The sequence below is a fragment of the Opitutaceae bacterium TAV5 genome, assembly GCA_000242935.3.
GTDB lineage: Bacteria > Verrucomicrobiota > Verrucomicrobiia > Opitutales > Opitutaceae > Geminisphaera.
Genome location: CP007053.1, coordinates 7,198,939 through 7,213,342, shown reverse-complemented (window position 1 = coordinate 7,213,342; position 14,404 = coordinate 7,198,939). Strand labels below are relative to the sequence as shown.

At 63.6% G+C, this 14,404-nt stretch carries 11 protein-coding genes; 9 read left to right on the top strand and 2 right to left on the bottom strand.

The annotated features are described in order from the left end of the window. The first annotated feature begins 43 nt into the window (after window positions 1-43). Window positions 44-502 (top strand): hypothetical protein, encoded by a 459-nt coding sequence (locus tag OPIT5_30450; protein ID AHF93846.1) that lies wholly within the window; start codon window positions 44-46, stop codon window positions 500-502. A gap of 61 nt (window positions 503-563) precedes the next feature. Continuing rightward, window positions 564-881 (top strand): heme biosynthesis protein HemY, encoded by a 318-nt coding sequence (locus tag OPIT5_30445; protein ID AHF93845.1) that lies wholly within the window; start codon window positions 564-566, stop codon window positions 879-881. Between the two features lie 220 nt (window positions 882-1,101). On the opposite strand, the gene OPIT5_30440 is transcribed toward OPIT5_30445, so the two are convergent. Next, entirely contained in the window at window positions 1,102-3,687 is a 2,586-nt protein-coding gene (locus OPIT5_30440; GenBank protein ID AHF93844.1) for a glycogen phosphorylase, read from the bottom strand. A 234-nt stretch (window positions 3,688-3,921) separates the two neighbouring features. Here OPIT5_30440 and OPIT5_30435 point away from each other — a divergent pair, with 234 nt between their 5' ends. From OPIT5_30435 to OPIT5_30415, 5 genes are all read left to right on the top strand, one after another. Continuing rightward, window positions 3,922-4,710 (top strand): inositol monophosphatase, encoded by a 789-nt coding sequence (locus tag OPIT5_30435; GenBank protein ID AHF93843.1) that lies wholly within the window; start codon window positions 3,922-3,924, stop codon window positions 4,708-4,710. A 111-nt stretch (window positions 4,711-4,821) separates the two neighbouring features. Beyond that, window positions 4,822-5,937, top strand: a complete 1,116-nt coding sequence (locus tag OPIT5_30430; protein AHF93842.1) for a LacI family transcriptional regulator — start codon at window positions 4,822-4,824, stop codon at window positions 5,935-5,937. A 399-nt stretch (window positions 5,938-6,336) separates the two neighbouring features. Beyond that, window positions 6,337-7,731 carry an MFS transporter gene (locus tag OPIT5_30425; protein ID AHF93841.1) on the top strand — a complete coding sequence of 465 codons (1,395 nt, stop codon included), beginning with the start codon at window positions 6,337-6,339 and terminating at the stop codon, window positions 7,729-7,731. A 19-nt stretch (window positions 7,732-7,750) separates the two neighbouring features. Continuing rightward, a complete protein-coding gene (locus tag OPIT5_30420) occupies window positions 7,751-9,646 on the top strand; it encodes an alpha-galactosidase (GenBank protein AHF93840.1) in 1,896 nt (631 codons plus the stop codon). 6 nt (window positions 9,647-9,652) lie between these two features. Beyond that, window positions 9,653-11,794, top strand: coding sequence for an acetylesterase (locus OPIT5_30415; protein ID AHF93839.1), 2,142 nt, complete (start codon window positions 9,653-9,655; stop codon window positions 11,792-11,794). A 103-nt stretch (window positions 11,795-11,897) separates the two neighbouring features. Here OPIT5_30415 and OPIT5_30410 read toward each other — a convergent pair whose 3' ends face one another. Then, window positions 11,898-12,749 carry an AraC family transcriptional regulator gene (locus OPIT5_30410; GenBank protein AHF93838.1) on the bottom strand — a complete coding sequence of 284 codons (852 nt, stop codon included), beginning with the start codon at window positions 12,747-12,749 and terminating at the stop codon, window positions 11,898-11,900. Between the two features lie 72 nt (window positions 12,750-12,821). On the opposite strand from OPIT5_30410, the gene OPIT5_30405 reads away from it, so the two are divergent. Then, a complete protein-coding gene (locus OPIT5_30405) occupies window positions 12,822-13,499 on the top strand; it encodes a demethylmenaquinone methyltransferase (protein ID AHF93837.1) in 678 nt (225 codons plus the stop codon). Between the two features lie 44 nt (window positions 13,500-13,543). Continuing rightward, window positions 13,544-14,317: a 3-oxoacyl-ACP reductase gene (locus OPIT5_30400; GenBank protein ID AHF93836.1), complete on the top strand. Its 774-nt coding sequence runs from the start codon at window positions 13,544-13,546 to the stop codon at window positions 14,315-14,317. Window positions 14,318-14,404 lie beyond the last annotated feature (87 nt).

The window sequence follows — 14,404 nt, the reverse complement described above, 5'->3', positions numbered from 1 at the left end:
CTGCCGCTTGTCGAAACACCAAAAGCGGTCAGGTTTTTTTGTGATGAAATTTTACCCTTTTTCTTTTTTGGCGCTCCTTGCCGCCCTGTTTTTCGTCTCCGGCTGCAACACCTTCGAAAGTCGCAGCCGCGAGAAGGCGCAGGTGTTCGAAAACCTCGATCCGTCCACGCAGGAACGGCTGAAGGAGAAACACATCAACGTCGGCGATACCGAGGACATGGTGTACATCGCGCTCGGCGACCCGAGCGAGAAGCAGGAATCGCTGACGGCGGACACCGGCCGCAAGACGATGTGGATCTACAACTCCTACTGGCAGGAATACCGGGGTACGGTTTTTGTCGGCTACCGGCGCGAGGTGATTCCGGACGGGCGGGGCGGGTACCGGGTGCTTTTCACGCCGGTCGAGCGTCCGGTCTACGAGCAGCGCATGGAAGAGCGTTTCCGGGTCACGTTTGTCGACGGCAAGGTGACGGTGATCGAGCAGGTGAAACCGTCGCGGTAAGGCCGATGAGGGCATCCCGCCCGGTTGACAGCGGGAGCGGGGCGAGCAACTTGCAGGAGCCATGATCACACTCAGCCCGCGCGCCGCCGACCAGATCCGTCTCATGCAACGTGAAAACGATGCCGGGGAAAAAGTGCTGCGCGTGCTGGTCGAGTCCGGCGGCTGCTCGGGTTTCCAGTACGGCATGTCGTTTGACGAACCGAAGCCGGACGATGCCCGTTTCGAGAGCGAAGGCGTGCCGATGCTGGTGGACCCGACGAGCCTCGCCTATCTCGACGGATCGGTGATCGAATTCGACGACGGGCTGCAAGGGAAGGGATTCGAGATCCGGAACCCCAACGCGCAGAGCACCTGCGGCTGCGGCAAGTCGTTCAGCTGACCGGGAAATCGCGCACAAAAGCGGATGCTCTCCCCCGGTGTCGATGCGTTCCGGATTCAAACCGGGATGGCCACAAAAAACACAAAATTTCTTTCTGTCCGACGAGAATCTCCCGCGCGCTTATAAGCGCGATGGAGGATTTCATGCGCAGTGTGTCTTTTTGTGTTTTTCGTGGCCATTCTTCCCCCCTCGGTTGCGGCTGAGCCGCCGCGGGCCGCGTTCAGGAAACGACGGCGACGGGCGGGAGGCGCCAGATGTCGCGGGCGTATTCGGCAATCGTGCGGTCGCTGCTGAAAAAGCCGACGCGGGCGGTGTTGAGGATCGCCTTTTTCGCCCAGGCGGACTTGTCACGGTAGGCCGCATCCACTTTTTCGTGACACTCCACATAGGCGCGATAGTCGGCGAGCACCTTGAACGGATCACCGCCGTCGAGCAGGCTGTGATGCAGCGGCCAGAAGGCGCCGTGCTCGCCGGGAGTGAAGTAGTCGGAACCGAGCCAGTCGACCACGGCGCGGAGCTCCTCGTCGGCGTGATAGTAGTCCCAGGGATGATACCCGCGGGCGTTGAGCGCCTCGACCTGATCCACCGTCATGCCGAAGATGAAGATGTTTTCGTCGCCGACCTCTTCTTTTATTTCGACATTGGCCCCGTCGAGCGTGCCGACGGTGAGCGCGCCGTTGAGGGCGAGCTTCATGTTGCCGGTGCCGGAGGCTTCCTTGCCTGCGGTCGAGATCTGCTCGGAAATGTCGGCGGCGGGGATGATGCGCTCGGCGAGCGACACGCGGTAGTTGGGCAGGAAGGCGACCTTGAGCAGGCCGCGGGTACGGATGTCGTTGTTGATGCGGTCGCCGATGATGTTGATCGCGCGAATGATGTTTTTGGCGAGGTCGTAGCCGGGGGCGGCCTTGGCGCCGAAGATGAAAACGCGCGGCACGATGTCGAGCGACGGGTTTTGCAGGAGGCGGCGGTAGAGCGTGAGGATGTGCAGCAGGTTCAGGTGCTGCCGCTTGTATTCGTGGAGACGCTTGATCTGCACGTCGAAGAGCGCGTCGGGCGAGACTTCGACGCCGCAGTCCGCCTTGATGATGGCGGCGAGCTCGACCTTGTTCTCGCGCTTGATGTCCATGAACCTCTTCTGGAAGTCGGGCTTGTCGGCATGGGGTTCGAGGCCGCGCAGGAGATTGAGATCGCGCACCCACTTGTTGTTGCCGAGGGTTTCGGTCAGGAGCGCGGCGAGGCGCGGGTTGGAGGCCTCGAGCCAGCGACGGGGCGTGATGCCGTTGGTCTTGTTCTGGAATTTGCCCGGATAGAGCGCGTTGAAGTCGGGGAAGAGGTCTTTTTTCAGGAGTTCGGTGTGGAGGGCGGCGACGCCGTTGACGGCATGCGAGCCGACGACGGCGAGATTGGCCATGCGGAAGGATTTGCCGCCGTTTTCCTCGACCAGGGAGAGCGTGCGTTTTTTGTCGTTGTCGCCGGGCCAGACCGTCTCGACGTGCGCCAGGAGACGGCGGTTGATCTCGAAAATGATCTGGGCGTGACGCGGGAGGACGCGCGTGAAGAGAGGCACGCTCCACTTTTCGAGCGCCTCGGGCAGGAGCGTGTGGTTGGTGTAGCCGAAGGTGGCGGTGACGGTCTGCCAGGCGGTGTCCCAGGGAAGATTTTCCTCGTCCACGAGAATGCGCTGGAGCTCGGCCACGGCGATGGCGGGATGGGTGTCGTTGAGCTGGATGGCGACTTTTTCCGAAAAATTCTCCCAGGTGTTGCCCTTCTCGCGGAAGTGGCGGCGGATGAGATCGCGCAGGGAGCAGGTGACAAAAAAGTACTGCTGCACGAGGCGGAGCTCCTTGCCGTTCTCGGTCTTGTCGTTCGGGTAAAGCACCTTCGAGACGGTCTCGCCCACGGCTTTTTCGCGGACGGCCTCGACATAGCCGCCGCTGTTGAAGGCGGCCAGGTCGAATTCCTCGGTGGAGCGCGAGGCCCAGAGACGGAGGAGGTTGACGGTTTCGGTGCCGTAGCCGGCGATGGGGATGTCGTAGGGGACGCCGAGGAAGGTTTTGGTATCGACCCACCGGGGATGGGCGTTGCCCTTGTCATCGAAGACCTGTTCGACGCGGCCGTAGATTTGCACGGTCTGGGTGTTCTCGGCGCGGACGAGCTCCCAAGGGGTGCCGAAGATCATCCAGTTGTCGGGGTGCTCGACCTGGGCGCCGTTGACGAATTCCTGTTTGAAGAGGCCGAATTCGTAGTGGATGCCGTAGCCGATGGCGGGAAGGTCGAGCGTGGCGAGCGAGTCGAGGAAACAGGCGGCGAGCCGGCCGAGGCCGCCGTTGCCGAGACCCATGTCGACTTCGGATTCGCGGATGGCTTCCCACTCGATGCCGAGTTCCTTGAGGGCCTGGAGGGTCTGCGTGTAGAGGCCGGTGTTGTGGAGATTGTTCTCCATCAGGCGGCCCATGAGGTACTCGAGCGAGAGGTAGTAGAGGCGGCGGGAATTTTGCCGGTTGTGGACGCCCTGGGTGGCGATGAGGCGGCAGTGGATGTACTCGCGGATGGCGTGGGCGGTGGCGAGCCACCAGTCACGGTTGGTGGCGGTGTGCGAATCGCGGCCGAGGGTGTTGGTCAGGTGGCGGAGGATGGCGTTCTTGATGCGGGTGGCATCGACATCGGAGCCGTTGCCGGAAGCTGTCGGCGTGGAGGAATCGACTGCGGAAGGGTAAAAGGGAGGGAGGGTTTTGCCGGAGGATCGGGCGCCGGTGGCGGCGGAGGCGGTTGTTTTCTTCGACTTCGATTTGGATGAGGCTGGCATGGTGTTGGAAAGGATTGGAAAAAAACGCTAACAGGAAACGTGCCACAGGCGAGGCGAGGGGACCAATCTTTTTATTGCCGATGACCGGCGGCGCCGACGGGTATGACTGGCAGGAAAGCGGCGAGGCATCGCTGCTTCTACTTCCGGGGATCGTGCAAAACGGTTTCACACCGGGGAGGAATTGTGTTCGGATGACAGCTTATGTCTTCATCGTCCGCAGCGGCGCCGGCCGCGTTGTCATCCCGCATCGAGGCCGCGAAGCGCGCCGTCATGGCGCAGACGGAGCTGATGCACCGCGAGTTCGGCCGCGCGCAGAGCAACTGGAAATACGACGGCACACGGGTGACGCCGGTGGACGTGGCGATTTCGGAGAATATTTTCAGGGAACTGGCCGCGCAGTTTCCGGACGACGAGCTGCTGAGCGAGGAGCTGACGGAGACAGAGCGCCCGATCCCGCTCGTGAAGCGGTTCGCGTGGGTGCTCGATCCGATCGACGGCACCAACAACTACGCGCTGGGCATCGCGCACTGCGCGATCTCGCTGGCGTTGCTGGAAAACGGCGTGCCGGTGTATGGCGTGATTTACGATCTGGCGCGTCGCGTGCTGATGCACGGCGGACCGGGTTTCGGCGTGAGGGACGGCGAGCGGGAGGTGCGGGTGCAGCCGGCGCCGGAGGCGACGAAGGACCGGACGCTGCTCGGCTTTCACAGCCCGATGGATCGGGAGTACGCGAAGGAGGCGGCGATCATCATGGAGCATTTCAAGATTCGCGGGCTGGGGAGCAGCACCCTGCACCTGGCTTACGTGGCAGCAGGCATTCTGGGCGGCACGGTGGACCACAACGTGCGCGTGTGGGACATCGCGGCGGCGGTGCCGCTGTGCCTCGCGGCGGGCGGCGAAGTGCGCTACCGCAGCGTATCGCCATTTCCGTTACGCAGTTTCAACCTGAGGATGGACCGCATCCGCTACGTGGCGGGCAACGCCGCGGTGTGCGACCGGGTGGAGGCGTTGCTGGGGAAGTGACGGCAGGGGGGCGGGTGATTCCCGAACGCGTCCCGAGCCGGAGCTTGCATAAAGACCGGATGTGACGCGGAGCGTCGTCGCGTCACATCAGTAAAGACGGAGACGGATAGTTTGACCATCGGGGCGCGCCGCCTCACGGTCCTTGCCTCTCAGCCGTCTTTTGCGATGCCTCCCCGTATTACACTGGATGATGTGGCTGCGGCCGCGGGTGTGGCCACGTCCACGGTCTCCCGCGCCCTGCGCTCCCATTCGCGCATCCCGCGCGAGACGCGCGAGCGCATTCGCAAGATTGCCGACTCGATGGGCTACCGCCCCGATCCGCTGTTGACGGCCCTGGCGGTGCGACATCGGCTCAAGGCGGCCTTTTCAGGCGTCACGACCATCGCCTACGTGACGAACAGCCGCGATTTTGTCCGGCGCCGGAAAATGGCCGGGAGAACCGCATCCCCGGGCATGACAGCCGAAAGCAACTACCAGGAGATTTGCCTGGCCGGGGCCAAGGCGCGTGCAGAGGAACTGGGCTATCAACTGGAACCGTTCGGCATCGAGGAAATCGAGATGCCGGAGCAGCGCCTGAGCGACATCCTCTATGCACGCGGCATCTGCGGGGTCTGCGTTGCGCCGATGGCGACATTTGACGACCGGCTGGCGCTGGACTGGAGCCATTTCTCGTGCGCGGCCATCGGCTATTCCCTGAAATCCCCCGTGCTGCACCGCTCCGCAGCCCATCACTTTCAGGGCATCCTGCTGGCGCTGGAAGAACTGAAGCGACTCGGGCACCGGAGAATCGGCGTCACACTCGCCGCCGCCACCGACAAACGGGTCGGCGAACTCTGGCACGCCGGGTTTTTGTTGTGCAAACAACACGCACGCAGCCCGCGGCTCTCCCTCCTGATCCAGGAAAACGCGCCCTCCTCGAGGCAGGCGGCCCTGGACTGGTATTGCAGGGAAAAGCCGGACGCCATTCTGGGCAACGCCACGACAAAAAACTGGCTGGAGGCGGCAGGTGTGAAGATTCCGCAGGAGGTCGATTTCACGTTCCTGCACTGGCGGCCGGGGGACCGTCCGCTCGGAGGCATCGACCAGCAGACCGAGCGGGTGGCGGCGGCGGCGATCGATCTGGTGGTGGATCAAATCCAGCGCAATGAACGCGGCATCCCGGATTCACCCAAGACAGTGCTGGTGAATGGCATCTGGCGGGCGGGCGGCGGCGTGCCCGCCGTCTGAGGCAGGGGCAGGGGGGAGAATTGGCGGCTTCGCTGCCGGGTTGACTGAAGTTACGCGCGTGCGACGTGGCACGGGCATCTTGCCCGTGGACGGCGCTCCGCGCCGCAAGCGTCCCTCCTTCCCCCTCTCTTCCCGGCAATCATGGGCTGGACGCCCGTGCCACCGTCGGCCTGCGTACCATCAGTTCTTGATTCTTCATTTCCCCGCGTCAGCGGGGACGGGGGCTGCGCAACCAATTGCGCGTCGGGGCTCTTGCCCGCCGGTTTTCCCGGGCTCCATCGTGGCGGCGCTCCGGCGAGGTCCCTGTCTGCGCCGCGGCAACTCCACCCTGTAATCCTGTTGAAAACACACTCCTGCGTTCCTGCCTCCCCGCCTCCCCCGTCCGTGCCGGAATCCCCTGTGTCCGCCGTCGCTTCCGCCGCCCCTGCCAAAACCTGGACGGTCGGCACGCTCACCTACACCAGCGGTGGTCTGGTAGTCCTCTTCTGCTGGTTGCTCTTTGGTGATTTCTCGTGGTCGATGCGCGAGCGTTCTGTCGGGCCGATGGCGCAATGGTATCTGAACCAGTTGAAGGTGCCCAATCTTCTCTTCGGCCTGCTCCTCAGTTCGTTTCCCGCGCTGATCGGCGTGACGCTCGGGCCGGTCATCAGCGTCAAGTCCGACCGCCACCGCGGACGCTGGGGGCGCCGCATCCCGTTTCTGCTGGTGACGACGCCGATCGCGGCGCTCGGCATGATCGGCATCGCGGTGACGCCGCTTGTCGCGCGTTGGGTGCACGGGTTTTTCCCGGAGCAGAGCGAGATGGTCGTCGCTGTCGTGTGCTTCGGCGTGTTCTGGACGGCGTTCGAGTTTGCCACCATCGCCGCCCAATCCGTCTTTGGCGGGCTGATCAACGACGTCGTGCCGAAGCCGTTGCTGGGTCGCTTTCACGGGCTGTTCCGCGCCGTCAGCCTGATTGACGGGATGATCTTCAACTACTGGATCATGGGCAAGGTGCCCGATCACTTCACGCTGATCCTCTGCATCATCGGCGTGTTTTATGGCACGGCCTTCATGTGGGTGTGTTTCAAGGTCAAGGAAGGCAACTATCCTCCGCCGCCCGCCCCGGCATCGCCGCCGGGAGGGGCGCAGAACGCGAAAACCAGGGGGCATCTTTCCGGATATTTTCACGAGACCAGACGCTACTGCAAAGAGTGCTTCACCAACCCCTATTATCTCTCGATTTTCATCTTTATCAAGGTGGCCGCGCTCGGTATCGCTCCGGTCAATACATTTGCCATTCCCTACGCCCGCAGCCTCGGCGTGAACATGGAGGTCTATGGGAAATTTCTCGCGCTGACGTATCTGATTTCACTCAGCCTCTCGTTTTTTCTCGGATGGCTGGCCGATGTGTTTCATCCCCTGCGTATGGCCATTGTCATGCTGGTCGGATACATTGCCGTCACCGCCTGGGGCAGCATTTACGCGACGACGCCCACTACGTTTCTCATCGCCTGGGTGGCGCACGGCGTGCTCTCCGGCTGCTACTTCACGAGCGTGGCCTCGCTCGGCCAGCGGCTGTTTCCGCACACGAAATACGCCCAGTTTGCCTCCGCCGCCGGCATCTGCACGGCCTTCGCCAACATGACCATGGCTCCGCTGATGGGCCTCGCGATCGACCAGACCGGAGGCGTGTTTCGCTACACGTTTACGGTGGGTTGCACCTTATCGGTGGTAGCCCTTTTCGCCGGACTTTACGTTTACAGGAAATTCATGAAGCTCGGCGGCCCCAAGGGTTATGTCGCTCCGGAATAAACTGCCTGCGCTTCGTCTCATGCTCGGCCCTCTGATCGCGGGTCTTGCGGGCATCGCGTTGTCGGGGGGAGTCTGTATCCAGACAGCAGCGTTTGCGAATGACGGACCGGCTTCCGTGGCCCGGTCTGTCCTTGCGGCAACGAGCGGGCAACCGGATTTCACCATCGATCCGCCGGCCCCGGCAGCCGGTGCCGCAACCGTGGATGCAGCCCGGTTCGGCGTGAGCGAAAACAACAGCGGGGAGGAAAACGAGGCCGCCTTCCGTCGTGCGCTCGATCATTGCCGGGAAACCGGCGCCGCGCGCCTCACCGTGCCCCGCGGCCGCTATCGCATCGGCCGTTTCGTGCCGGGAAAAGGCAGCCGGCAGGCGAGCGGAGGCATCATCGAGCTGCGCGATTTCAAGGACTTCACCTTCGATGCGCAGGGGGCGCAGTTCGTGTTCGGGAGCAGGCGGGATTTTTTTGTGATCGATACCTGCGAGCGCGTGCTCGTCACCGGTTTCACGATGGACTGGAACCGCGACCTGGAGCCGCCGCAGAGCCACGGGATTATCAGCCGGGTCGATCCGGCGGGCAACTTCATCGAGGTCGAATTTCCGGACGATCAGCCGGCCGGACCGGAGATGACGTTTTACGAGATCATCGAACTCGATCCCGTCACGCTCGACGTGCGTCACACCACGGGCAAACCCATCACCGGGGTGTATTTCATGGACCTGTCCCGAACAGAGCAGGTGCGTCCCGGCGTGTTGCGTTTTTACCACCATGCAAACCGGCACGGAGCCGGATGGCTGGGACGGCAGGGCTACGCGCCGGGCCAGCATTACCTGTTCATGCGCCTGCGCTACGAATCGCACGGCATCGTGCTGCGCAATGTCGTCCACGGCACGCTCTCCGACATCACGATCCACGGCACGCGGGGTCACGGCATCGTCGGGGCGGAGGGGAGCCATCATTACCGGATCCGGCGCGTCCGGATGATCCGGTCTCCGGATCGCGCCTTCGGCTTCAGCAGCGCGGCCGACGGCATCCACATCGGCGGCTCCTCCGGCTGGCTGAAAATCGAAGACTGCGAACTCGCGCAAAACGGCGACGACTGCGTCAACGTGCACGACAATTTCCCGTCCGGCGTGAGGCGCAGCCCGGACCGGCCCGACACCCTCGTCCACGAGACCGCGCCGCAATGGCGTTATCGTTTCGAGCCGGCCGACCTCGTCGAGCTGCGCAATGCGGACCTGTCGCCCGCCGGATTTTCGTCGCGTGTAGTGGGTGTTTACTACAAGAGGGGCGGAGGATTTTCACTGACGCTTGCCGACCCGCTCCCGTCCGGACTCGTCCAGGGCGACAGGGGATTCGTCCTGTTCAACCGCCGTTTCGACTCCGGCCACTACCGGATTCGCAACAACGTGTTTCGCGACAACCGCGGGCGTGGCCTGCTCATCCGCACGCATTCCGGCACCATCGAGGGAAACCGCTTCGTGCGGAACTTTTATCCGGGCATGCACGTGTCCGCCGGTTACGGGAGCTACGGCGAAGGTTTCGGCCCGGAGAATATCATTATCCGAGACAACCATTTTGAGAATACCCATTCGGCGGAGTGGAGGGAACACGGCGACGCGCCGGGCGATCTGGCGATCCACGTCGAGGCGCCGGCCGGGATCGAGCCGGCGCGCCTGTGCCGGAACATCGTCGTGGAGAACAACCGCTTCGTGAATTCGCGTCCGCCGGAGATTTCTGTTTCGGCGGCGGAAAACATCCTCGTCCGCGGCAACCGTTTTGCGCGTCCCGCCTTCGCTGACCGGAGCAACGCCTCGCCCGGCGTCGTGGTGACGCACTCGGCAAACGTGGCCGAGCAGGGCAATATCACCGAAGTCGTCCCGGCGTCCGCCACACCAGCTCCCGCAACCATCCCGTAAATCCCTATGCACACCCTGTCTCTCTCCCGGATCATCCGCGCTATTTCTGTTTTCAGCGTCGTTCTCGCGGCCTTGTTCATCGCCGGATCGCTCGCCGCCGAAGTTGCCCTGCCGGCGATTTTTTCGAATCACATGGTTCTCCAGCGGGCGGCGAATGTGCCCGTGTGGGGAACGGCCGAGCCTGGCGAACGCATCACGCTATCGCTCGCCGGACAGACGATCGAAACCACGGCCGGCGCCGATGGGCGCTGGACGACATCGCTCAACCTTCAGGAGACAGCGCAAGGTCCATTCACGATGACTGTCCGGGGGAAAAACCGGATTACGATCGACGATGTGCTGGTGGGCGAGGTGTGGCTGGCTTCCGGGCAATCCAACATGGAATTTTCCCTCGAAAGGACTCTCGATGCGGAAGCGGAAATCGCCCGCTCCGCCAGGCCGGGCATCCGCCAGTTTGCCGTGGAATCCGCGTCGTCACGGAAACCTCTGGCGGATTGCAAGGGCCGGTGGATCGTCGCCGCGCCCGAAACCACCGGCAAGTTTTCGGCGCTTGCCTGGTATTTTGCTCAAAAACTCGAAGCCACCCTGCAAACGCCGGTCGGCATCATCAATAGTTCCTGGGGCGGTTCTCCGGCCGAAGGCTGGATGAGCGCCGAGGCCATCGACACCATTCCGGAACTGAAGTCTGCCCGTGCCCGGCAGGCAAGGGCTGCGGCTGCTTACCCGGCGCAGAAAAAGCGCTTTGTGGACGCGTTCTCCGCCTGGCTGAAAAAGACCGGACGCGAGGACCGTGCCGCCGCGGCGACGGCAGACAACATCGCCGCCTTTGCCAGCGCGAATATCCCTGTTTCCGGTCAAAGCGAATGGACGCCGGTTACCTTGTCCGGAACGTCCGGCGTCACCTCTGCTACGCCTGTATTGCCGGTTTCTTTTGGCGCTCTCTGGTTGCGCCAGGAGGTTGTCATTCCAGCGTATGTAGCGGGCAGGAAACTACGCATCGATATCTCCTCCCTGGATGGTTACGAAACCGTCTGCTGGGATGGCCGCATCGTCGGCCAGACGACATTCCGGAGCGATCCCGGCCAGGGTTCCCTGCGTCGCGCCTGGATCGCGGAAGAGGACGTCCGCGAAGGGAGGCACATCCTGGCGATCCGCATCTGGTCTCCGGCGGCGCCGATACGCTTCGGTGGTGTGCCTCGCGCCAATCTGGTGAACCTGAGCCGGGAGTGGATGGCCAAAGTCGAATACACGCTTCCGTCCCTGCCGGTAGACGCCGCGCCGCCCCGTCCGCCTCCTGCGCTGCCCCGTGCCAACAGAGCGGCGGTCGGGATTTTCAACGCCATGATTCACCCGCTCGTGCCTTTTGCGATTCACGGTGTGATCTGGTATCAGGGCGAGGCCAATGCCGGTCGTGCCTGGCAATACCGCACCACGTTTCCTCTCCTGATCGAGGACTGGCGCAGGCAATGGGGACGCGACGGGCAGGATGGCCGCGATGTGCTGCCCTTTTATTTCTGCCAGCTCCCGGCCTACCGCGACAAGCAGCCCGAGGCGGGCAAGGACAGCTCCTGGCTCGAACTGCGCGAAGCGCAGTCGCAGGCGCTCAGGCTGCCTCGCACCGGGCAGGCGGTTCTCGTGGATACTGGGGAGGCCGCCGACATTCACCCGCGCGACAAGCGGACTCCCGGAGAGCGTCTCGCGCAGCTCGTGCTGGCGCGCGAGTATGGCCGGAACTTTCCGTCTTCCGGACCGGTCTGGCGGTCGATGACGATCGAGGACGGAAAGATTCGCATCCGCTTCGACGATACGAATGGCGGTTTGAAGGCGGGCGCTCTCCCCGCCGTTTACCCGGTGAACACGCTGGCCGGACGGACCGCCCCGCTCGTGCGCAACAGCCCCGGCAGCGAACTGGAGGGTTTTGCCGTGTGCGGCGAGGATCGCCGGTGGGTGTGGGCCGAGGCCCGGATCGATGCGGACGCCGGAGATTCCGTCATTGTCTGGTCGGACAAGGTTCCCCGTCCCGTCGCGGTCCGTTACGCCTGGGCGGACAATCCGACCTGCAACCTTGTCAACGGCGAGGGCCTGCCCGCCGCGCCTTTCCGCACGGACGACTTCCCGGCCATGACGCGGGACGCGATTTACCGGTGATTCGTCTCTTCCGCACAAGGCATCGTCCTGCTGGCGAGGGCGTCGCAAGCGACGCTACGGCGCATGCGAGTCCGTTTGTGGATACAAAACACAAGAAGTCCGCCTATCGCCTGAGAGAAGACGGAGTGTTCCCTGTTTTCAGACGATAGAAGCGGGAGAAGTCGTGGATGTGGCGATAACCGAGGTCCAGAGCCACATTTTTGACGGGGTCTCCCGCCTGGAGACGCCGGGTGGCCGCACGGATTTTGTGCTCGTTGACGATGTCCTGGGGAGGGCGGCCCAGATGCCTCCGGAAGAGGCGGGCGAGGTTCGAGGGTTCCATTTCCAGCCGGTCGCACAGATCGGCCACCGGCCGGGTGGACGCAGGGTGGCGTTCGATCCAGTCCAGGGCGAGGCGTAGCTTTTCGGGCAGGCGGGCCCTGGCATCTGCGTGCGCGATTTCGCGTGACCGGGCCAGTTCGATGTCCAGTTCCGTCTGCAACTTTCCGAGGGCGAGTGGAGAATACCGGTCCGCCCGGGCAAGCTCGTTGCGGGTGGCGCGGTGCAGGCGTTGAAGGGTCGCCGTGGTTTCCGCAGGCAGGTGCCAGTGCAGCCACTCTCCTCTGGCAGGCCGGAGGTTTCTGATCTCCGGAGGATGTTTCCAGATCCAGCACAGTATCTCCTGCACGCTTCCGGGCCGGTCGATCCAGCCCATGGGGCGCGCCGGATGCAGGATAAAAAACAATCCGGGAGCGCAGGAAAACTCGCCCTCCTCGAATCGCAGCACCGGCGTCCCGCGTAATATCAGAAAATAGACATGGCCGGCCTGCCTGGCCACGGGAATGGGATCGTCGCCATAACGCCTTCGGCCCCAGGCAAGGTAACACAGACCGCCGCTGTCGGCTTCACCGGGTATGAGCCAAGGCCGTCTTCCGCGCGGCGGGTTGATGGAACCCCGGGGATCTGGATCAAGCATTATTCGTCAGTAAAGGGATTTGCTGCATCATTCAAGTCGCCATGTCCCGTTCCCTTCCCTCATTCAGGAGGCATGTCGCACCCCGCTGTGGAATGGTCGGATGACCGGCAACTCTTCGATCTTGTCCGTCGTGAACTCTACACGCCGGTTGTCGGTGATATTCTGGATACGTACGGGCGTTTCCATCAGACGCTCCCGGCGCAGGTGCAGCCCATGCGCGAGGCGATGGTGGTCGTGGGGCGCGCCATGCCGGTTGTGATGGTGGATGTGTACGGTCCCCAAAAAAAGCCCTTTGGCCTCCTGACCGAGGCCCTTGACGATCTCCGGCGCGACGAGGTGTACCTGGCCTCCGGAGGCGACATGCGTTGCGCGTACTGGGGCGAGCTGTTGACGGCCGCGGCGCGCACCCGCGGGGCAGCCGGGGCCGTGATCAACGGCTACCACCGGGACACACCCAAAGTGCTGGAGCAGGGGTGGCCGGTTTTTTCCCGGGGACGCTATTGCCAGGATTCGGCCGTGCGCACGCAGGTGGCCGATTTCCGGTGCGCTCTGGAAGCAGGCGGTGTCCGGGTGGAGCCGGGCGACCTGGTCTTCGGCGATCTGGACGGCGTGGTGATCATTCCCCGGGCGATCGAGAACGAGGTCATCACCCGGGCTCTGGAGAAGGCACGCGGAGAAAAGGTCGTGCGCCAGGCCATCGAGAGCGGCATGAGCGCCACGGAGGCATTCGCGACCTACGGAATTCTGTAACCATAGAGCGAATACACTTTCACCTTTCCTGAAAACGACAACTTATGGAAAACGACGAACTGACAGCTTTTTCCCTGCGGGGAGAATGCGCCCTGATCACCGGTGGCGGCAGCGGGCTGGGTTTTGCCATCGCGCGGTGCATGGCCGCCGCCGGCGCCCGCGTGGTGCTGGTCGGGCGGCGGGAGGGCCAGCTGGCCGAAGCCGCCGCGGCGATCGGTCCCTCCGCCTCCTTCGTGGCGCATGACGTGACCGCACTGGAGCGCGCCGGTGAACTGGTGGGAAGGGCCCGGGCATCGGCGGGCGGAGCGATCGGCATCCTGGTCAACAACGCCGGCATCCACCTCAAGAAGGCGGTGGACGAGACCAGCCCGGAAGAATTCCAGTCCGTTCTGACGACGCATCTCTGCGCCGCGCATGCCCTCAACCGCGCGGTGCTGCCCGGCATGCGCGAGCAGGGCAGGGGCTCCATCCTCATGATCGCCTCGATGACCTCCCTCTTCGGCATCCCTCTGGTGGTGGCCTACAGCGCGGCCAAAAGCGCCTGCCTCGGCATGACCCGGAGCATGGCGGCGGAGCTGTCCGGGGCGGGCATCCGGGTGAACGCCATCGCTCCCGGGTGGATCGAGAGTCCGATGTTGCGGCAGGCCCTCGACGGCGACCAGGCCAGGACCGACAGGATTCTTGCGCGCACGCCCATGAGACGCCTCGGGGAACCGGAGGACATCGGCCGGGCCGCCGTTTACCTGGCCAGCCCGGCGGCAAAATTCGTGACCGGCGTTTGTCTGCCCGTGGATGGCGGGGCTTCCATCGGCTTTTGATTTCAACTCATCGTCCCCCTCTCCCCGCTGACGCGGGAAATGAAGAATTAAGAAAACGAACCAACGCACACGAACCACTCATGACCT